Consider the following 19,801-nt stretch of genomic DNA (forward strand, 5'->3'; position numbering starts at 1 on the left):
GTCCAGGTCAGACCGATGCCGTTGCCGAGGTCTGCGATGAACTGCTCGCCATCCTTTCGGGCCTTGATGACGGTGACAAACTCCCAGTCTTTTTTTCCGCCGGTGTAGAAGCCGTAGGCGTTGACCGCGCCATCCGGCAAGGTTTTTACATTGACGCGAACGCGGGTTCGTCCCGCCTCCAGTGCCGCGTACTGTTCGTTTTTGTAGAAGGCGCTGTCGGGCGAAAGGCGGGTGTTGGGCATTAGCAGCGCCACTGTCCCGACGACTGCCCCAGTCGCCACCACTGAACCCGTCAGCGATAGGGCGAGCGAACCACCGAGACGTTGGGCCAAGGCGTTGCCCGTCGCCGAGCCGGCCACCCATTCAAGCGGTGTGCCTTCGGCGGTAATCGCCGCGCCGGTGCCCAGTACAGCCCACAACCCGTAGTCAGCCAGTTTCTCGACGGGGACATAACCGGCGTGGTTGTTGTGATTGATGACACCGTCCGGGAGGTTGCAGCTTTTGGCGAACACGCAGCCCTTGAATTGTGAGTCGGACTTTGTGTCGAGAGCGTTTTGTCGTGTTTTTCGACGGGCCTCCCAACGGGCATTGGCGTCCAGTTCATGCTTTTCGTTCTTGGCGGATACCGCTGCGCCAGCATCCTGGAAGGCTTGCACTTCCTCCGTCGTGGGGAGTTGTCTTGGGGCGGGCAGATAGTCCGGGGATTCCGGGAAACCGAGCTTTTTCATCAGCGCTTCTTTTTCGTCCTTGGACAATCCCGGCGTGTAGCCGGGTTTGCCTCAACCCTATCCGGGACGCTCAGGCGTAGGCGTTAGGACGTTTCCTAAAAGCGGCGCTGAAATTTCCTATTTCATGGTGTTGCAGGGTGCTGTGATGGTGAGTCAGTAAGTCCGCGTTATCGTTCTTCGCGGGCAAGCCACGCTCCCACAGGGTTTGTGGTGAGCACAAAATTTGTGAACGCTAGAAATCCTGTGAGAGCGGGCTTGCCCGCGATGGGGCCGGCGGCAACACCGCTAAATCGTGGTTTTGTACTCATTCTCCCGCTGCGATGCCCGCGCTTGAACCACATCCAGCACGGCACAGCCTTCACGCATCAGCAGATGCACGGCGCGGGTGACCCGCGTCAGATCACAATCGGAAATGTTTTTCAGATTCAGGCTGGTCAGCGTGTCTGCCAAATCGCGAACCACGGTGAAGCGATGCATGGCGCAGGCGGTGAGTTCACTGAGTTCTTTGTGGGTGTTGACGAAGAGCACCGGTGTTTCGGCGTCGTAGGTGTCGATGGGGAGGTAACGCGGCATGACTTGGAACATGATGTAACTCCTGTAATTGGAGCTATCACCATTCGCAGCCAAACGAAGAGGGTGGCAGCCATACGCGGGTTGGCCGACCGGGCACAGGAACCGGCACACCCGAAGGTGTCCCACGCACAGCTGCCATAAAACAACACCTCAGGCACAAAGTGCCTGAGGAGGTGTTGCTGCGCTGTAGCGTTCCTGCACCGACCGGCCAAGGTCGTTCGCGGTGTTCTCCGCGAGCCCGAACTATGGAGTCGATACCGAAACGCGGCAACAAGATACGTTGTAGGAAACGTCTTGAAAAGTTGTGTGCCTCACGCTGATCATTTCCACGCTTTGCGTGGGAACCCAGCGCAGTGGGAGCGGGACCGGCTTGCCGGCGAATGCGATCTTTCTGTCAGCAACGTTTTTGAATGTTAAGCCGCCGTTCAGGTGGGGGATGCTGAAGGCTCACATGTAGCTGCTGATATACAGCGTTAGGTTCTTGGGCAATCTTGTCATTACGAAACGTTCAATTGTTGCAATCTGCTCGGGGGTTAGAGGATGGCTCCTCATTGCTTCCTCTTCCTGATGCCAATCCATTATCGGCATCAGGACATCCGTGGTAACAGTCGGGGGCAAATCGATCTCGAATACAGCCAAGTCGCTGCCTTCATCTATTCCGTAAATCTGAAACTTCAAATCATATTTCATGGTTCAACCTTCCTGGTTTTGTTTGCTGGCTTTTGCGCCCCGGTCTCCGATTTGATTACCGAGGTGTGATCCCCGGCAGCACGTTCAGCAAAATGTAGATAGGCTCTACACTTGCATCGGCAGAAAATGAGCCTGAGGGAGCCTCGAAACTACGGGGTCGTTCAGACGCTGACGTTAGGATGTTTCCCAAATGCAGCGCTGAAATTTCCTATTCCTTGATAGGACCAGGAGCCGCTATGAAAAATCAGAGCGAATACCAACCGATCTGAAATTGCAGGGTTGCCCTGCAACATAGAATCTTCCACAGGGATCTATGGTGTTGGCCGATTTCTGTGTCATGCCCGGGTCACACGGCCATGCTTTAGTTTTCCTTTTTCAGGGAGAACACCATGAGCGAATTCAACCTCGGTCGCCGTCGTGTCATGCAAGCAGTCGGCGCCGGGATTCTGCTTCCTGGTCTTGCGCCGGCGGTGATTGCCTCGGTCAAGGATCGGCCGCAACTCACCGATGGCGTGCAGTCCGGCGACGTGCTGGGCGACCGGGCGATGGTCTGGAGCCGCAGCGATCGTGCGGCGCGGATGGTGGTGGAATGGGACACGCGTAGCCTGTTCGCCAACCCTCGGCGTTTTGTTTCGCCGCTGGCTGATGCCCGCAGCGATTTCACCGCGCGGGTCGAGCTCACCGGTCTGCCCGCCGACCAGGCGATTTTCTATCGCGTGCATTTCGAAGACGCCCAGAGCGGTGTCACCAGCGAACCCTGGTTTGGCCACTTGCGCAGCGTGCCGCAAACCCGGCGCGACATCCGTTTCGTCTGGAGCGGCGATACCGTTGGCCAGGGCTTCGGCATCAACCCGGACATCGGTGGCATGCGCATCTACGAAGCCATGCGTTTACGCCTGCCGGACTTCTTTATCCACAGCGGCGACACCATCTACGCCGACGGCCCGGTGCCGGCACAGCTTGTGACTGAAAGTGGTCGCGTGTGGCGCAACATCACCAGCGACGCCAAGAGCAAAGTCGCCGAAACCCTCGACGAGTATCGCGGCAATTACCGCTACAACCTGATGGACGAAAACGTCCGTCGCTTCAACGCCGAAGTGCCGCAGATCTGGCAGTGGGACGACCACGAAGTGGTTAACAACTGGTCACCGGGCAAGCAACTGGACGAGCGTTACCAGAGCAAGGATATCCACAGCCTGGTAGGCCGCGCACGTCAAGCGTGGCTGGAATATGCGCCTATGCGTTTGCAGAGCGCGGATAACGGCGGGCGGATCTATCGCAAGATCGGTTATGGGCCGATGCTGGATGTGTTTGTGCTCGACATGCGCAGTTATCGCGAGGCCAATGATGACAACCTCGGTGCAGCCAAACCCTTTCTCGGGCGTGAACAGCTGGACTGGCTCAAGCGTGAATTGAAAGCCTCCAGCGCCCAGTGGAAAGTCATTGCCGCCGACATGCCGATCGGCCTCGGTGTGCCTGACGGCGAAGTCAGCCCCGGTGTGGCGCGCTGGGAAGCGGTGGCCAACGGTGAACCGGGCGCGGCCCAGGGGCGTGAGCTGGAAATCGCCGAACTGCTTGGTTTTCTGCGGGCGCAACAGGTGCGCAATTTCGTGTTCCTGACGGCGGATGTGCATTACTGCGCGGCGCATCACTACCATCCGGATCGTGCGGCGTTTCAGGACTTTGAACCGTTCTGGGAGTTTGTTGCCGGACCGTTGAATGCGGGGAGCTTCGGGCCTAATCCGCTGGATAAAACCTTCGGGCCTGAAGTGGTGTTCGAGAAAGCACCGTCGGCGCAGAACATGTCGCCGTTTGCCGGGTTTCAGTTTTTTGGCGAGGTGAATATTGAGGGGGCGACGGGGGAGATGAGTGTGGTGTTGCGGGATCTGGATGGGGTCAGTGTGTTTGAGCAGAAGTTGCAGCCACAATGACCTGTAGGAGCCAGCTTGCTGGCGATGGCGGTTTTGATATCGCCATCGCCAGCAAGCTGGCTCCTACAGGGGGGAGGGGGTCAGTAAACGTCGCGGCGGTAGCGGCCTTGCTCGATCAAGCGCTCGACTGCTTCAGCCCCGAGCACTTCGTTGAGCACCTGATCCACCCCCGAAGCCATCCCCTGCAAGCTGCCGCAGATGTAAATGACGGCACCGTCATCCAGCCATTGCTTGAGCAAACCGGCGGATTCACGCAGGCGATCCTGCACGTAGATTTTCTCGGCTTGATCCCGCGAAAACGCCAGGTCCAGCCGTTCCAGATCCCCTGAAATCAACCACTCTTCAAGTTCGTCGCGGCACAGGTAGTCGTGCTCGCGATTGCGTTCGCCAAACAACAGCCAATGACGTTGCTGCCCATCGGCGATCCGCGCCTTGAGCAAACTGCGCAGCCCGGCCAGGCCGGTGCCGTTGCCCAGCAGGATCATCGGCAGCGGTTCGACCGGCAGATGGAAACCGCTGTTGCGGCGCACCCGCAGGCTGATGGTGCTGCCCACCGGGGCGTGTTCGGTCAGCCATCCGGAGCCGATACCCAGGCTGCCGTCGGGGTGCAGTTCCTGGCGCACGATCAGTTCCAGCACACCGTCGGCGGCAATCGAGGCGATGGAGTATTCGCGCATGGCCAGCGGCACCAAAGCATCCACCAGTGCTTGCGCGTGCATGCCGACAAGGTGCGTACGGTTCTCGGGCAATTGTCGAGTCGCGAGTGCTTGTTCCAGCGCTTGCGACAGGCCATCGAGTATCACCGAGGCGCGACCGTCGATCCCGAGGCCATCGAGGAAATGCTCGATTGCCCATGGGCAGTTACGCGGCAACACTTCCACCAGATCACCGGCCAGCCAACTGCTGGTGGTCGGCGCGCTGAGGCCCAGCAGATACACCGGCGAGCCGCTGCTGTCCGGGTTCATCACGTCGCGGCGGCTCAGCGTCCAGTTGTCGTAGCTCGGCGCTTGCCAGGAGTCCACGGGCGCTTGTCCGGTCAGCAGACCAAGTTGCTGCTGCCAGTGACGCAAGGCGTAAGGGTCGCCGCAGTCGACTTCCACCGGCGCGAACAAATGCTTGCCGCCGTGCTCGCCGAGCCAGGCATGCAAGCGTCGGGCGAAACCGCAGAAGTGTTGATACTGCCGGTCACCCAATCCAAGCACCGCATAATTCAGGCTCTCCAGGCTCAATGCCCGGCCCAGCACTTTGCGTTCGAAACCACGGGCGCTGTCCGGCGCTTCTCCGTCGCCGAAGGTGCTGACCACGAACAGCGCGTTGCCGGAGTTCCGCAGGTCTTGCTCGCTGACGCTGGCCAGTGGCTGAACCTTTACCGGCAGGCCTGCTGCTTGCAGTTGGCCGGCGGTCTGCCACGCCAGTTGTTCGGCAAACCCGCTTTGGCTGGCGAAGCCGATCAGCCACGCCGGAGCATCGCTGTCCGGTTGTTCGAGGCCTTTGCGGGCGTCCTTGATCTGCTTTTTCTTGCGTCGACGATCGAGGTACAGCAACCAGCCCGTGACGAAAAACAGCGGCATGGTCAGCGCGCTGAGCGTCAGGACGATCCGCCCGACAATCCCGAAGTAACTGCCGACGTGCAGCGCGTAGATGCTCGTCAGCAGTTGCGCCTTGAAGCTTTTGTCGCTGTAGCGGTCATGGCGTTTGACGACGCCGGTGGCCGGATCGAGGGAGATCTGGTTCAGCGCGCGGTCGTGGGGCGAGGTGTTCAACAGGTAAAACACCGTCGCGGGTTGCCCGGCCACGGGCGGCATACGAATGTTGTACGCACTCAATGCCGGGCCGGCAGCGCTGTAAATGCTGCTCCACATCGATGCGTAATCGGCCGTCGGTGCCGGGCCTTCCGGTGCCGGGCCACGATTGCGAACGCGTTCATTCTGCGGCGCATCGGACAGCAATCGGGTCAGGCCCTTGTTGTACCACTCATAGGACCAGGACAACCCGGTCAGCGCTGCCAACAGATAAAACACCAGGCACCAGGTACCGGCCACCGAGTGCAAATCCCAGTTGAAGCTGCGGCCTGTTTTCTTCCAGTCAAGGGTCAGCCAGGCGCGCCAGCTTTTCCATTGACGCGGCCAGCGCAGGTACAGGCCGGACAGGCAGAAGAACAGCAGAATCAGCGTGCACGCGCCGGTGATCTGCCGACCGGTATCGCCCATGGCGAGGAAGCGGTGCAGTTTCAGCATCAGGTCGAAGAAACCCTGGCCGGTGGCGTCGCCCATGAACTCGGCGGTGTACGGGTCGAAGTAGCGCATCTCCCCGCGACGCTCACCCGGTGGCGGGGTGAAGTTCACCCGTGCGGCGTTACCGCTGTCGGTGTCGACCCAGAGCATCGAGACTTTCTTGCCCGATGCACCCTCGATTTTTTCCACCAGTTCAGCGGGCGGCAGCACACCGGCGACCTGTTTCTCGACCTGCAACACCGACGGGTTGAGTGCGCGCAGGATTTCATCCTCAAACGACACTATCGCCCCGGTGATGCCCATGAGGGCCAGGACCAGCCCGGCACTGATACCGAAAAACCAGTGCAACTGGAACAGGGTTTTCTTCAACACGTCACTCGCCTTGTTCGTTCGAAATTGTCATCACGGCGCGCATTATGCCGTGGGCTGTCGAGAAGCATTCTTTTTTACGCACAAAAGCCCCGTTCAATTGCGTGAACGGGGCCTTTCCCTGATTCCAGCCTTCATCTGCACACCTGTAGGAGCACAGCTTGCTGGCGATGACGGTGTGTCAGGCAACATAAATGCTGTCTATGCCGACGTCTTCGCGAGCAAGCTTTGCTCCTACAGGGTTGTGGTGTGGTCAAAAGTGGAAGTTGGCGCTCAGCAGGGCGGTACGGCCGGCCGCTACGTGGGCGTAGTGGGTCTGCAGTATCTGGTCGAAGTAACGCTTGTCGGTCAGGTTCTGCACGTTGAGTTGCAGGTCGACGTTTTTGGTCAGGCGGTAGCTGGCCATCGCGTCGTAACGCCAGTAGGACGGGATCTCCACCGAGTTGGCGATGTTGCCGAACTGCGAGTCAACAAAAGTGGCACCCGCACCAACGGTAAGCTTGTCCGGCACCACGTCGTAAGTCGACCACAGGGTGAAGTTGTTCCGCGGGGTGCTCGGCATGTGGTTGCCTTCATCGGCGGCGAGGGTGGTTTTGACCACTTCGCTTTCCATGTAGGTGTAGCCGCCGAAGACTCTCCAGTTGCGGGTCAGCTTACCGGTGTACGTCAGCTCGAGGCCGTTGACGGTTTGCTCGCCATCCAGCACTTGCGAGGTGGCACCATCCGGATCGTTCATGCGTGCGTTGGTTTTCTCGGTGCGGAACAGTGCAGCGGTCAGCGACAGGTCGTCACCGAAGAAGTCCCACTTGGTGCCGATCTCGTAGTTGCGGTTCTTTTCCGGGTCCAGATCGGTGTTGTTCGCCGCCAGATCCAGGCCACCGTTGCCGCTGGTTTCACCGGACGGGTTGCTGGAGGTGGAGTAGGCCGCGTAGATGCTGCCGTTAGGCAACGGGTTGTAGACCACGCCGATCTGGTAGTTGACCAGGTCGCTGGTGTTCTCGCGGGAGAAGTCGTTCGCCGGCGCTGTGCTGCTAGCGTTGGCGTGGCCGCTGGATTCGACCTGGTAGTTGTCATAACGCAGGCCCAGGTTCAGGGACCATTGATCGTTGAACTTCAGCGTGTCGAACACGTAGGCCGCGGCGGTTTTGGTGTCGGTGTCGGTGAACGCGGCGCTGTCGGTGATCTTGCCGTTCCAGGTATCCCCAGGCGTCGGGTTGTACAGGCTGGTGCAGTCGCCGGAGCGGAAGAGTGCAGTGTTGCACGTCGTGCCGCTGGCGGCCGAAGTCAGGATGTAAGGGCGGTTGTGGGTGTCTTGATAAGAGAACTCAATACCGGTGACCAGGCTGTGTGCGATGGTGCCAGTGTCGAACTTGGCGCTCAGGTCGGTCTGGTTGATCCAGCCGCTGGACGTCGAATTACGGCTCTTGGCGCCACGGTACACACTGCCCTTGGCGACGTTGCCCTTGCTGTCGTCCGGGTTGGTGACGATGTAGTCCAGCGTCGAACGGGACATGCGGAAGCTGTTGGACACGGTCAGGTCTTCATTCAGATCGTGCTCGATCTTGAAGGTGCCGCTGTCATTAGTGGTCTCGCGGAAGTCGCGGCTGGTGACGCCGTAGAAGTTGTCGCGGTCGACATGCACTGGTTTGTCGACGTTGTACTTGCTGCGGGCCGGGTTCAGGGTCAGCGGAATGCCGTAGTCCGGCATGTCGTCGGTTTCAACGTGGTAGTAACCGAGGGTCATGCGGGTATCGGTGCCCAGGCCGAAAGCGAACGTCGGCGCGACACCCCAGCGGCTGACGTCCACGGTGTCACGACCGGCGACATTGGCTTCGTGTTTCATCAGGTTCAGGCGGAAGGCCGAGGTGTCGGTCATCTGCTGGTTCAGGTCGAGTGTGGTGCGCTTGGTCTGATCCGAGCCCCAGGTGAAGCCGCCATTGTAGAAACTGCCCAGTTTGGCGGTCTTGCTCACCAGGTTCAGGCTGCCACCGGTGGAGCCGGCGCCGGTGTAGGCCGACCCCGGACCTTTGCTGACTTCGATCGATTCAACGTTGAAGATTTCGCGGCTCTGGGACGCCGGGTCGCGCATGCCGTCGACGAACGTGTCGCTTTCAGCGCTGAAGCCACGAATGATCGGACGGTCGCCCGCCGGGTTACCGCCTTCGCCAGCACCGAAGGTGATGCCGGGTGTCGTGCGCAAGGCGTCGACCAGGCTGGTAGCGCCTGTGTCGCGGATCACCTGCTGCGGAATCACGGTGACACTTTTCGGCGTTTCACGCAGCGGTGCGGTGTATTTCTTGTTGGCCGAGGTATCGGTCTTGTAGGAGGTATCGTCCTGTGTTTCGCCGGTGATGGCAGTGGCGTCCAGGGAAATCGCATTGTTCGGCGCTTTTTCGGTCTTTTCGGCCGCGAAAACCATATGCCCCGCAGAGCCGGCGGTGATTGCCACGCCAATCGCAGAAGCGAGCAAACGCGGTGAATTGACAGGTAATTGTGGTTGTTGGCGTGACATGTGAATTCCCCTCCCCAAGGATTTGAGGCCGCGGAATATAGGGTAGACGCGTCTATGTATCAATTGCGAAACGTTTCTATTCGCACTGAATTTACATTCTTTACAATTTACCCTTACGGTTTTTGCTGTTTCATTCGTCTTGGGGGTTTTACAGCGTCAATAAGAATCAATACCATTGACGCCCCTTTGTCTTCAGGTGGTCCTCATGCTGCTGCACATTCCCGGCTTGTTCACTAAAGAAGAAGTGCAGCGCATCCGCGAGGCTCTGGAACAGGCAGATTGGGCCGACGGCAAGATCACCGCCGGCTACCAGTCGGCCAAGGCCAAACACAACCTGCAACTGCCGGAAGGTCATCCACTGGCCAAGGAAGTCGGCGCGGCGATGCTGGAACGGTTGTGGAAAAATCCGCAGTTCATGTCAGCGGCGTTACCGCACAAGGTCTTTCCTCCGTTGCTGAACTGTTACACAGCGGGCGGCAGTTTCGATTTTCATATCGACAACGCCGTGCGCCAGCCCAAAGGCAGCATCGAGCGTGTGCGCACGGATTTGTCGTCGACCCTGTTCTTCAGTGAGCCGGAGGACTACGACGGCGGCGAACTGGAAATCCAGGACACCTACGGCACCCAGCGCGTGAAGTTGCCGGCCGGCGACATGGTCTTGTACCCCGGCACCAGCCTGCACAAGGTCAATGCCGTCACCCGTGGTACACGGTTCGCCTCATTCTTCTGGACCCAAAGCCTGGTCCGCGAAGACAGCCAGCGCGCCCTGCTGTTCGAGATGGACGGAGCGATCCAGCAACTGACGCAGGACATGCCCGACCACCCTTCACTGATCCGCCTGACCGGCACGTATCACAACCTGTTGCGTCGCTGGGTCGAGGTATGAGTTTTCAACTGCGCCGCGAGGAAGTGCTCGACGGCGATCACCTCAAAGCCATGCTTGAGGAAAGTCCTGCGCGTGCTGCTCAGGCGATCCTGATCGCTGCCCGCGAAGGCGTGCTCGACGCGCAAGCCTTGCTCGGCCAGATTCTGCTGGACGGACAGGGCATCGCGCTGGATCAACCGCTGGCGCTGCGCTGGTTCGAGATAGCCGCTCAGCGCGGGCACCTGATGGCGCGCAACATGCTCGGTCGCTGTCATGAACATGGCTGGGGTTGTGCGGCAGATGCTTCGGTTGCAGCGCAGCATTATCGCGTCGGCGCTGAAGCCGGACTGGATTGGGCGATGTACAACTACGCCAACCTGCTGGCGACCGGGCGCGGGGTGACCGAAGATCAGCCGCAAGCGCTGAACCTCTATCGCCGCGCTGCGGAGCTGGGCCATGCGAAGTCGATGAACCTGCTTGGGCGTTACCTGGAGGAAGGACGGATTTGCCCCGCGGATCTGCAAGGCGCACGCGAGTGGTATCGACGCTCGGCCGATGCCGGGGATTTTCGTGGGCAGTTCAGTCATGGCGCAGTTTTGGTGGAGCAGGGCAGGCTTGACGAAGGAATGGCCTGGTTGCGCCAGGCGATGGTCAACGGCAATCAGCGGTTCCTGCGGGTCAGTGTCCAACGCTTGCGCGAAGCGTCCGACCCTGCGCTCAAGTGTTTGGCTGAGGAGTTTGCCCATCACGAACAAACACTGTTCGGTCGAACCTGAAAGACGCTTCATATAAACATGAAGTGGGTTGTTTTGCAGGTTTGTATTCTTTTCTTATATATGCCCCTCAGGGTTTCTTTGACAGCACTTTTATAAGTGGATTAGTCTTTTGTTCGGCGCAGTTAAATTGGATTTGACAGTGCGCTGTTACGATCTGCTTTAAATTATTTAAATATATTCATGCCTATAGTTAATGGAGTAGTTATGAGCAATGACACATTGTGGGAGAACTCTTTACGGGGGGCGAACTACGAGAAGATTACCGAGTTTGCAACCGAAGTTCCAAAGATCCTGTCCGATGCGTCCAACGCGGATGCGGATAATGTGACGCGTGAAGCCGGTTTGTTGCTGACAAAAAAACAAATCATTGATCTGCGCAGGTACGAAGCTGCAGGCTTGGCCCTTCCTTATACATTGAAGGATGTCACCGACTATCTGCGCTTCGGTGCGGGCCAGGATGGCGGTGACGGACTCAGGGCCGCCGACTTCCTGAAGACGTTTGCCGAGACTCGTGATCACGCCAGGCGCTGGTCACCGCTGCGCGAACGCATCATGATCACCGGGACCGAACTGAAGCTGTTTGGCGCAAGCATGCAGCGCTACGGCGAAGACATGGAAGAGGTCTACCTTGATCTGAAGTCCGGTCCATGGCTTGAAAAGTACAATGTCAAAACACTGGAGCAACTGAAAAAGTTGCAACTTGAACTGGGCGATAAATTTCCCGGTATAGAACTTGATGCGGATACGATTCCGGACATGAAGTTTTACCTGGGTAAAATATTCGACAGGGTTGCATCCAATCTGGTGAGTGTCCGGGGTATAAAAACCGATCTGGACAAGTTTGGTTATGACCTGCGTGAAAAAGTGCTTCCAGGTATCAAGTTGCGAGTGGCATTGATTCAAACCAATTCCTATCCAGCGGAAGTCAAGAAACTCGATGAAGTTATCGCCCGTCGTGCCGAAGAGATTCTGGAAAAGAATACCCAATACCAGGCGTTGGTCGACAAGGCGCTGGGCTCGGCAGCCGGGTTGAATCTTTTCGGCTTGGGAATGGCTATTTACTACGGTGTCGAAGCGGAGGCGGTACGAGCCGTACGCAAGGAACTGAACGCGGCGCAGGACAAAGACATTGAAGTCCTGAGAAACATGAACCAGACCCTCGGTTCGTTAAAGCGTGTCGAACAGGATCTGCAAAACCTGACCGTCATCGCCATTGATGCTGATCTGGCCACGCAGAATCTCATACACGTCTGGAATGTGATGCATCGGTACGTCGATGAATCGTCGAACGCCATGTTGGGCATCACCGATGCGCTGAGTTTGAGGCGCTTCATGTCGTCATTCCGAGAGGTCGTCGGCCCTTGGGTGCAAATCCACAATGATGCGGACCTCTTGATCGAAGTGTTCAGGGAAGCGGATCAGGAATACAACCAGGACCAAGGAAGGGCGGTACCCAAAATGACAACTTTTTCCATCAAGCAGAACTACCCGGAGCCGAATCTTCAGGTTCTGAAGGACAGCCACCATGCGATGCGTGACGATGCTGTCGCGGCCGAAGCCCTTTTTATCCGGCTCAATTACTTGCCGGGTGTATTCGATCGCTTTCAAAGGTTGCTCGGCGATGTCGGTGCCGCAGCCCGGGATCTGCGTGAATCTAGCCTCAACAGCAAGATGGACCTGGAGTCCAAGGTTCGTAAGTTAGTGGCGCTTGAAAAGGAACTGACCGGTGCCGTTGAGGGTTCCGAGGAGTTCGACGAGATTGAAGAGGATCTCATTGCGGCATTGAAAAAAATACTCGCCATCACGCGCAGCGAGGCGAGCAAAGTGAGTATTCGCCTGGCCAACATCAGCGACGGGTATGACCGACGTACCACATTGGGTTACATCGCGGGCCTGGAAAAGGACCAACTCGATGCCAAAGAGTCCAAACAAGCGTTGAGCGAGACTCAGGTCAAGCTTCAACGTGAGCTCAAGGTTTTGTCCGAGGCAATCAGCGCTATCGAAAAAGCCGGCATCGAGAAAATCGGCAAAGACATTGCCTTGACCATCGATAAGCTCAAAGAACTGGGCATGGCGCCGCCGCAAGCTCAGATCGTGATGTTTGCGATCGATGAGCTGAAGAAAGCCATGGACGATATCAATGCAGGCATCACCTTCATCAACATGATCCATGAAAGCAACAAGCTTCAGGACAAGGTCAATGAGCTTGGTCGAAAGATTGCGCTCAAAGACCGGGATATCGATCAGTCGGTGGGCAAGATCGAGTTTATCCACTTGATTCATGCGCTGGACGACCAACGCCAGCGTTATGTGGGCGAGTACAAGCTGGCTGTTGCTGCATTCAAGCAATTCCTGACGGTCATGGAGGGCGACACGGCGGGTGATGTCGCGACGCGCAGTGCCAGGGCCATTAAAGAAGCGAGCCAGTTCATTGGCTTTCTGACGCCGGTTTCACTGCCGTAACGCCAGCATTCACTGATGGCAGGGGGGGCATTGAGCATCGCTCCCCTTGCCGGATATTGATCGGTGACGGTTTCCCACGCTGGCCTTCGTCAGTGTCATCAGGTTATTTGCCATGTATGAGTTTTTGCTTGCGAAGACGCATTTCGTTGCGTTGAAAAAATACTTCGATTTCCTCCGCGCACTTCCCGCCACGCTGGATCAACTGAAAAGCCATTCGGACAACTTGCAACGTCAGGGGCATGTGCCGACGACAGGACCTGACGCCGAGCGTCTTAAAGTGCTGGCTTCATTCAGTACCGGTTATCTGGAACGGCTTGAGGCTGATATTTCGGCGCTGGGTAAGGTGTGTGATGAGAACTTGCACTCCATCGAGGTGTTTGCCGTGGAGTGCCGAATTCTGGCCAAACTGTCGCACAAGCAAGGCCGCTCTTTCAGTATCAACTCCGTGAACTACAAATTATTCAGCCTGTCCCGATCGCAGTGGTGGATCTGGTTTCCTCCCAGTGATGTCGACGGCCTGGCTTTCGAGCTTTCTCTGCGCCTGGGTCGTACCAAGGCTGCACTGTTGGACTTCAAGGCTGTGCCGCAGGAATTGCACAATGATATCCAGAACGTGTTCGAGCGGTTTTTCCGGTCGTTGACGTTGAAATCCTGTGAGTGCCACTCGCGCTATTCCCGACTTGAAGCCTGGTACGTGGATGGCGGATCAGGCCTGCCCGGGCTGAGTGGCGCTGCCAGTCCAGGCGATTCTGCACAGGCGCGTCAGGCGCGGGCGAACGAGCATCTGCGTGAACTGTTCGCGATCAAGACAGGGGCCTGCTCGGCGATTCACAATCTGAGCGACTTCCTCTATGCAATGCAGCACTTTCTGACGGTAGCTGAGCTTGAATTACGTAACGTCAGGCCGACTATTAAACTCTCGCAATTGAACTGCACTCTGGCGCAGGTCGAGCATGTGCTGGAAGAGGTCAAGTCGATGGCTGAACAAATGCGGTACTGGTCCCGGGCATAAAAAAAGGTCCATGACATGTCATGGACCTTCTGTTGTTACAGCAAGCGGTATTACACGTAGAACGACTTCAGCGGCGGGAAGCCATTGAACTCGACGGCGCTGTAGCTGGTGGTGTACGCACCGGTCGACAGCCAGTACAAACGATCACCGATCGCCAGGTTCAGCGGCAAACCGTACTTGTAGTTCTCGTACATGATGTCGGCGCTGTCGCAGGTCGGGCCGGCGATAACCACTTCTTCCACTTCGCCTTTCTTTTCGGTCCAGATCGGGAACTTGATGGCTTCGTCCATGGTTTCGATCAGGCCGGAGAACTTGCCCACATCCGTGTACACCCAGCGCTCGACGGCGGTGCGGGATTTGCGTGCAACCAACACCACTTCACTGACCAGGATGCCGGCGTTGGCGATCAACGAACGGCCCGGTTCCAGGATGATTTCCGGCAGATCGTCACCGAAGTCTTCCTTGAGGAAGCGGATGATTTCTTCAGCGTAGGTTTCCAGGCTGTTGGTGCGGGTGATGTAGTTGGCCGGGAAGCCACCACCCATGTTGATCAGCTTCAGGTGGATGCCGTCTTCTTCTTTCAGGCGCTCGAAGATCACTTTGACCTTGGCGATCGCTGCGTCCCAGACGCTGATGTCGCGCTGTTGCGAGCCGACGTGGAACGAGATGCCGTAAGGCACCAGGCCCAGGTCGCGAGCGAGGATCAGCAGGTCCATGGCCATGTCGGTCTGGCAGCCGAATTTGCGCGACAAAGGCCAATCGGCAGTGGTCGAGCCTTCGGTGAGGATGCGCACGTAGACTTTCGAACCCGGTGCAGCCTTGGCGATGTTGCGCAGGTCGGCTTCGGAGTCGGTGGCATACAGACGCACGCCCTTCTCGTAGAAGTAGCGGATGTCCTTGGATTTCTTGATGGTGTTGCCGTAGCTGATGCGATCCGGGCCGACGCCCTGGTTCATCACTTTATCGAGCTCGTAGATCGAGGCGATGTCGAAGTTCGAGCCTTTCTCTTTGAGCAGGTCGATGATTTCGACAGCCGGGTTGGCCTTGACGGCGTAGTAGACCTTGGCGAATTCGAAACCGGCGCGCAGGTCGTCATAGGCCTGGCTGATCATCGCGGTGTCGATTACCACGAACGGGGTTTCTTGTTTGTCGGCGAAAGCCTTCATTTTCTGAAAGGTATCGCGCGCGAAATAGTCTTCGACGTTGATCGACATGCTGGGAACTCCTACTGGCAAACTAGATTAATCAATGGGTGCAAATGAACGTCCTCCGTATCCCCACTTTGGTTCGCCTACTTCCCAAGGCATGTCGCCGAAAGCAAAAAGGCCATGGGAAGCGGTGCTTTCCCTTGGCCTTGCTGTCTCGTCGTCAGTACTTGAGCCGGATGGATCGTTTCCAGCATGGACGTTCGGCGCGAACTTTAGGGCGTGAGGGGCTTGAGATCAACAAAAAATGTCGCGTTTTTGCACTTGTCTGACGCACGTTGCCGCCAGCTCTCCTTGTACTCGACACAGATGACAGGCCGATGTTCCCGAGGAAATCTGAAGTGTTAAAAATACCTGCACGTTCGACGCTTATGTCTGCCAACTCAAAGACAACTGCGATGGCGTCAACATCGGCGACGATAGCTGCGAAAAGGACGGCTGAGTGATTTTTTGACTGTTTCGGCGGACCTTTTTGGAGGCCGCTTGCCGAGGCAGGTGTTGATATTTTTTTCCGGTCACAGGCTGTGCGATTTTTGTGGGAGCGAGCCTGCTCGCGATGGCAATTTCAAATTCAACATCTTCGTTGGCTGACAAGGTGCTATCGCGAGCAGGCTCGCTCCCACAGGTTTTGCATTTTTACCCAGCGATTCAGGCTGTCAGGCGACTGCCTCGGCCGGCGACACGATATTGGTTTTCATGCCCCGTGAGCGTCCTGAGCTCAGATAGGCCGCAATCGATTCCTGCGTCACTTCCCCCAAAAACACCCGCTCGGCATCCATCACCGGCAACCACGAACGGTTGAACTCGTACATCCGCGACAGCAGGATGCGCAAATGCTCGTCGTACGCCGCCGTGGCATTGAACTCACGCAGATACTGTGCGCAAGCCCCGGTCTGACGGTGCAGGTCGCGACGTCGTACATAACCGAGCGCCTTGTTCTCACCGTCCGTGACCACGACATAACGACGGTCATGTTCATCCATCAGCTCCAGCGCTTCAGCCACCGGCGTCTCCGGGCTGACGGACGGTGCGTTGTCCGCCGCGTCTTCGGCCTTCACCAGCAGCAGACGCTTGAGCGTGCTGTCCTGGCCGACGAAGTTGCTGACAAAGTCGTCCGCCGGGTGCGCCAGCAGCGTGTCCGGGTGATCGATCTGCAACAGCTTGCCGGCGCGGAAGATTGCAATCTTGTCGCCGAGCTTGATCGCTTCGTCGATATCGTGGCTGACCATGATCACGGTCTTGTTCAGCGCCCGTTGCATCTCGAAGAACTCGTTCTGGATCATCTCGCGGTTGATCGGGTCGACCGCGCCGAACGGTTCATCCATCAACAGCAACGGTGCATCCGCCGCCAGTGCGCGAATCACGCCGATCCGTTGCTGCTGACCGCCGGACAATTCGCGCGGATAACGATTCAAATATTGCTTGGGTTCAAGCTTGATCATGCTCATCAACTCGCGGGCGCGGTCGTGGCACTTCTGCTTGTCCCAGCCCAGCAGGCGCGGAACGATGGTGATGTTTTCCTCGATGGTCATGTTCGGAAACAGGCCGATCTGCTGGATCACGTAACCGATGTTGCGACGCAGGGTCACTTCGTCGAGGTCGGTGGTGTCTTCGCCGTTGATCAGGATCTTGCCCGAGGTCGGCTTGATCAGGCGGTTGATCATCTTCAGCGTGGTGCTTTTGCCGCAGCCCGATGGCCCGAGGAACACACAGATTTCGCCTTCATTGACGGTCAGGCTGATCGAGTCCACGGCTTTCACATCTTTGCCGTTGCTTTGGAAAGTCTTGCTGAGGTTTTGAAGTTCGATCATTTGAGCAGTCCTTTTGGAGTCAGCGTGCGTTGCAGCCATTGCAGAAGCAGGTCGGCGAAGATGGCCAGCAGGCTGACCAGCACGGCGCCGACGATCAGCATCGACATGTCGCTGCGGCTGATGGAAGCGAGAATGAGGACACCGAGGCCACCGGCGCCGATGGTCGCGGCGATGGTCATGACACCGATGTTCATGACCACGGCGGTGCGCACGCCGGCGAGGATCACCGGCACGGCGATGGGCAGTTCGACCATGCGCAGGCGCTGGCCGAAGGTCATGCCGATGCCGCGTGCGGCTTCGCGAATGCCCGGTTCGACGCCGGTCAGGGCGAGGTAGGTGTTACGCATGATCGGCAGCAACGAGTACAGAAACACTGCCGTGATCGCGGGCATCGGCCCCAGGCCCTGGCCGAATTTGGAGTAGAACGGCAGCAGCAGGCCGAACAGTGCAATCGACGGTACGGTCAGCAGCACCGTGGCGCTGGCTTGCAAGGGGCCGGCGAGCGTCGGGAAACGCGTCATCAGAATGCCCAGCGGCACGCCGGCCAGAATCGCCAGGGTCACGGCGATGCCGACCAGGGTGATGTGCTGCCAGGTCAGATGCAGCACCTGCGGCCAGTCGAGATGGGAAAAGGCGTTGAGAAATTCCATGACTTTTCCTCCTTAGTTGATGGGGTGCTGGCGCAGGAAGTCGGCGGCAACGGATGAAGGGCTTTCGTGATCGACATCGACCCGCGCGTTGAGCTGGCGCATGGTTTCGTCATCGAACAGCTCGGCCAGCGGCTTGATCTCTTGCGCCAGTTGCGGGTGGGCATCGAGGTAAACCTGACGCACCACTGGCGCGGCGGTGTAGTCCGGGAAGTAGTGCTTGTCGTCTTCAAGCAGTTTCAACTTGAAGGCGTTCAAGCGACCGTCGGTGGTGTAGACCAGACCGGCGAACACCTGGCCATTGCGCAGGGCGGTGTAGACCAGGCCTGCATCCATCTGGCGGATGTTTTTGCGCGTCAGGTTCATGCTGTAGAGGTCGACCATGCCGTCCAGACCGTCGGAGCGGTTGGCGAACTCGGTGTCCAGCGCGACCAGATGATTAGTCTTCGCCTCAGCCTGCATCACCGTGTTCAGCTCGCTGATGGTGTTGATCTGCGGGTAGGCCTTCGCGGTTTTTTCCGGCAGGGCCAGGGCGTAGGTGTTGCTGAACTTCGACGGGGTCAGCCAGACCAGGCCTTTTTTCGCGTCGAGTTCTTTCACCTTGGCGTAGGACTGAGCGCTGTCGAGTTTTTCGGTGACATGGTTGTAGGCCACCAGTGAGACGCCGGTGTATTCCCACATCAGGTCCAGTTGGCCACTTTCGTGGGCGCTGCGAGCGAGGTTGCTGCCCAGACCGCCAGTCACCTGGGTGTCATAACCCTTGGCGCGCAGGTACTGGGAGGTGATTTCCGCGAGCAGGGTTTGTTCGGTGAACACCCGGGCGCCGATGCGGATCACCGGTTTTTCAGAGGCTTGGGCGATTCCCGAGAACAGCAGAACGCAGCCTAGTAAAAAGCTTGATGTCTTCATGATTATTCCTTTGCCGAGGCTTAAGACGGGCGCAAGCCGCGTTCGAGCCAGAGGCGGCTGGCGAGTGTCACCAGGCCGTCGAGCAGCAAGGCCAGCAGGGCGGTGCAGGCCGCGCCGAGCAGCAGTTGCGGCTGATTGTTCAGGGCGATGCCGGGGAAAATCAGGCTGCCCAGGCTGTTGGCGCCAATCAGGAACGCCAGCGGTGCGGTACCGACGTTGATCGCCAGGGCTACACGCACACCGCCAATGATGATCGGCACGGCGTTCGGCAGTTCAACCCGCCACAGCACTTGAGTCGGCGTCATGCCGATGCCGACGGCCGCTTCCTTGAGGGAGCCCTGAACATTTTTCAGGCCTTCATAGGTGTTGCGCACGATCGGCAACAGCGAGGCGAGGAACAGGGCGAAGATCGCGGGGCCGCTGCCGATGCCCAGAATCCCCAGGGCAATGGCCAGTACGGCGAGAGGCGGCACGGTGTTGCCGATGTTGAAGATCTGCATGAAGCGTTCGGCGCGTCCCACCATGGTCGGACGGCTGAGGAAGATACCGGCGGGTATGCCCACAACAAGGGCGGCCAGCATGGAGGCGAGGACGAGAATCAGATGAGCTTGCAGGTAAAACAACAAATCGTCGCGGTACTGTTCGATCGTGTTGATGCCAATCCAGTGGACCAGCAGGGCCAGAAGGGCGACGACAACCGCACCTCCTGTCAGCCCTTTGCCATAGCGAATAGCCACAGGCGGACTCCTTTTTTCTTTGTCGGCGAACGCAGCTTCGTGTGGCAATGCCAGTCCTGGCTGCCGAAGTAAGCGTTCGCGAGAAGCAGCGCGTTCTATGTCCGCGAAGGGACATGAATCGAGCCATAAGCGCAGCCTCGTCAGGCTAACTTGCTGATTTTTAAGCCCCTGGGACGAGTGCCGTAACAGGGGAGTGGACGCCTCCACCTTTTAAAAGGTTCCATAATTAGCAGCAGATAGCCACCCTTGATGACCGAACACGCCCCCGTTCGATGCCATAACGCAACCCTGTAGGAGCCGGCTTGCCGGCGATGAGGGCCGAGAGATCACCGCAAGGCG

The 19,801-nt window shown here is 58.1% G+C and carries 14 protein-coding genes and 1 pseudogene; 5 read left to right on the forward strand and 10 right to left on the reverse strand.

Going from position 1 to position 19,801, the window contains the following annotated elements; all coding sequences use genetic code 11:
• From KGA97_RS24795 to KGA97_RS24805, 3 genes and pseudogenes are all read right to left on the reverse strand, one after another.
• Nucleotides 1–728, reverse strand: a pseudogene (locus tag KGA97_RS24795) (pyocin); the annotation flags it as partial.
• A gap of 285 nt (nucleotides 729–1,013) precedes the next feature.
• The gene (locus KGA97_RS24800) at nucleotides 1,014–1,313 is read right to left on the reverse strand and encodes a hypothetical protein (RefSeq protein ID WP_192417411.1); all 300 of its coding nucleotides are present in this window, start codon (nucleotides 1,311–1,313) and stop codon (nucleotides 1,014–1,016) included.
• A 435-nt stretch (nucleotides 1,314–1,748) separates the two neighbouring features.
• The gene (locus tag KGA97_RS24805) at nucleotides 1,749–1,991 is read right to left on the reverse strand and encodes a pyocin S6 family toxin immunity protein (protein ID WP_223481679.1); all 243 of its coding nucleotides are present in this window, start codon (nucleotides 1,989–1,991) and stop codon (nucleotides 1,749–1,751) included.
• 389 nt (nucleotides 1,992–2,380) lie between these two features.
• Here KGA97_RS24805 and KGA97_RS24810 point away from each other — a divergent pair, with 389 nt between their 5' ends.
• The gene (locus KGA97_RS24810) at nucleotides 2,381–3,922 is read left to right on the forward strand and encodes an alkaline phosphatase D family protein (RefSeq protein WP_223481680.1); all 1,542 of its coding nucleotides are present in this window, start codon (nucleotides 2,381–2,383) and stop codon (nucleotides 3,920–3,922) included.
• 80 nt (nucleotides 3,923–4,002) lie between these two features.
• Here KGA97_RS24810 and KGA97_RS24815 read toward each other — a convergent pair whose 3' ends face one another.
• Both KGA97_RS24815 and KGA97_RS24820 read right to left on the reverse strand, forming a co-directional pair.
• Entirely contained in the window at nucleotides 4,003–6,528 is a 2,526-nt protein-coding gene (locus KGA97_RS24815) for a PepSY domain-containing protein (RefSeq protein WP_223481681.1), read from the reverse strand.
• A 250-nt stretch (nucleotides 6,529–6,778) separates the two neighbouring features.
• Nucleotides 6,779–9,037, reverse strand: coding sequence for a TonB-dependent receptor (locus tag KGA97_RS24820; RefSeq protein ID WP_008036253.1), 2,259 nt, complete (start codon nucleotides 9,035–9,037; stop codon nucleotides 6,779–6,781).
• 205 nt (nucleotides 9,038–9,242) lie between these two features.
• Here KGA97_RS24820 and KGA97_RS24825 point away from each other — a divergent pair, with 205 nt between their 5' ends.
• The 4 genes from KGA97_RS24825 to KGA97_RS24840 all read left to right on the forward strand — a co-directional run bounded on the left by KGA97_RS24825 (nucleotide 9,243) and on the right by KGA97_RS24840 (nucleotide 14,153).
• Nucleotides 9,243–9,923 (forward strand): Fe2+-dependent dioxygenase, encoded by a 681-nt coding sequence (locus KGA97_RS24825; protein ID WP_008036255.1) that lies wholly within the window; start codon nucleotides 9,243–9,245, stop codon nucleotides 9,921–9,923.
• The gene (locus KGA97_RS24830) at nucleotides 9,920–10,678 is read left to right on the forward strand and encodes a tetratricopeptide repeat protein (protein WP_223481682.1); all 759 of its coding nucleotides are present in this window, start codon (nucleotides 9,920–9,922) and stop codon (nucleotides 10,676–10,678) included. The genes KGA97_RS24825 and KGA97_RS24830 overlap by 4 nt, the downstream gene beginning before the upstream one ends.
• A gap of 204 nt (nucleotides 10,679–10,882) precedes the next feature.
• Nucleotides 10,883–13,141 carry an alpha-xenorhabdolysin family binary toxin subunit A gene (locus KGA97_RS24835; protein ID WP_223481683.1) on the forward strand — a complete coding sequence of 753 codons (2,259 nt, stop codon included), beginning with the start codon at nucleotides 10,883–10,885 and terminating at the stop codon, nucleotides 13,139–13,141.
• A gap of 112 nt (nucleotides 13,142–13,253) precedes the next feature.
• Nucleotides 13,254–14,153, forward strand: coding sequence for a hypothetical protein (locus KGA97_RS24840; protein WP_223481684.1), 900 nt, complete (start codon nucleotides 13,254–13,256; stop codon nucleotides 14,151–14,153).
• A 50-nt stretch (nucleotides 14,154–14,203) separates the two neighbouring features.
• Here the strand turns inward: KGA97_RS24840 and KGA97_RS24845 are convergent, their stop codons facing one another.
• From KGA97_RS24845 to KGA97_RS24865, 5 genes are all read right to left on the reverse strand, one after another.
• On the reverse strand, nucleotides 14,204–15,367 hold the full coding sequence (locus KGA97_RS24845) for a type III PLP-dependent enzyme (protein WP_008024420.1): 1,164 nt from the start codon (nucleotides 15,365–15,367) through the stop codon (nucleotides 14,204–14,206).
• 647 nt (nucleotides 15,368–16,014) lie between these two features.
• Nucleotides 16,015–17,169 (reverse strand): betaine/proline/choline family ABC transporter ATP-binding protein, encoded by a 1,155-nt coding sequence (locus KGA97_RS24850; RefSeq protein WP_223481685.1) that lies wholly within the window; start codon nucleotides 17,167–17,169, stop codon nucleotides 16,015–16,017.
• Nucleotides 17,166–17,819, reverse strand: coding sequence for an ABC transporter permease (locus KGA97_RS24855; protein ID WP_207285284.1), 654 nt, complete (start codon nucleotides 17,817–17,819; stop codon nucleotides 17,166–17,168). Before KGA97_RS24855 ends, KGA97_RS24850 begins: the two co-directional genes overlap by 4 nt.
• Before the next feature lie 12 nt (nucleotides 17,820–17,831).
• Nucleotides 17,832–18,725 (reverse strand): glycine betaine ABC transporter substrate-binding protein, encoded by an 894-nt coding sequence (locus tag KGA97_RS24860; RefSeq protein WP_223481686.1) that lies wholly within the window; start codon nucleotides 18,723–18,725, stop codon nucleotides 17,832–17,834.
• Nucleotides 18,726–18,745: 20 nt separating this feature from the next.
• Nucleotides 18,746–19,462, reverse strand: coding sequence for an ABC transporter permease (locus KGA97_RS24865; protein ID WP_008036263.1), 717 nt, complete (start codon nucleotides 19,460–19,462; stop codon nucleotides 18,746–18,748).
• Between the last annotated feature and the right edge of the window lie 339 nt (nucleotides 19,463–19,801).

It is taken from the genome of Pseudomonas sp. BF-B-15 (genome assembly GCF_019946675.1).
Taxonomy (GTDB): Bacteria; Pseudomonadota; Gammaproteobacteria; order Pseudomonadales; family Pseudomonadaceae; genus Aquipseudomonas; species Aquipseudomonas migulae.

Bases quoted from the DNA above. Each gene is read 5' to 3' on its own strand.
- KGA97_RS24800 (WP_192417411.1), bottom strand. From the start codon at position 1,313: ATGTTCCAAGTCATGCCGCGTTACCTCCCCATCGACACCTACGACGCC.
- KGA97_RS24805 (WP_223481679.1), bottom strand. From the start codon at position 1,991: ATGAAATATGATTTGAAGTTTCAGATTTACGGAATAGATGAAGGCAGC.
- KGA97_RS24810 (WP_223481680.1), top strand. From the start codon at position 2,381: ATGAGCGAATTCAACCTCGGTCGCCGTCGTGTCATGCAAGCAGTCGGC.
- KGA97_RS24820 (WP_008036253.1), bottom strand. From the start codon at position 9,037: ATGTCACGCCAACAACCACAATTACCTGTCAATTCACCGCGTTTGCTC.
- KGA97_RS24825 (WP_008036255.1), top strand. From the start codon at position 9,243: ATGCTGCTGCACATTCCCGGCTTGTTCACTAAAGAAGAAGTGCAGCGC.
- KGA97_RS24830 (WP_223481682.1), top strand. From the start codon at position 9,920: ATGAGTTTTCAACTGCGCCGCGAGGAAGTGCTCGACGGCGATCACCTC.
- KGA97_RS24835 (WP_223481683.1), top strand. From the start codon at position 10,883: ATGAGCAATGACACATTGTGGGAGAACTCTTTACGGGGGGCGAACTAC.
- KGA97_RS24840 (WP_223481684.1), top strand. From the start codon at position 13,254: ATGTATGAGTTTTTGCTTGCGAAGACGCATTTCGTTGCGTTGAAAAAA.
- KGA97_RS24845 (WP_008024420.1), bottom strand. From the start codon at position 15,367: ATGTCGATCAACGTCGAAGACTATTTCGCGCGCGATACCTTTCAGAAA.
- KGA97_RS24850 (WP_223481685.1), bottom strand. From the start codon at position 17,169: ATGATCGAACTTCAAAACCTCAGCAAGACTTTCCAAAGCAACGGCAAA.
- KGA97_RS24855 (WP_207285284.1), bottom strand. From the start codon at position 17,819: ATGGAATTTCTCAACGCCTTTTCCCATCTCGACTGGCCGCAGGTGCTG.
- KGA97_RS24860 (WP_223481686.1), bottom strand. From the start codon at position 18,725: ATGAAGACATCAAGCTTTTTACTAGGCTGCGTTCTGCTGTTCTCGGGA.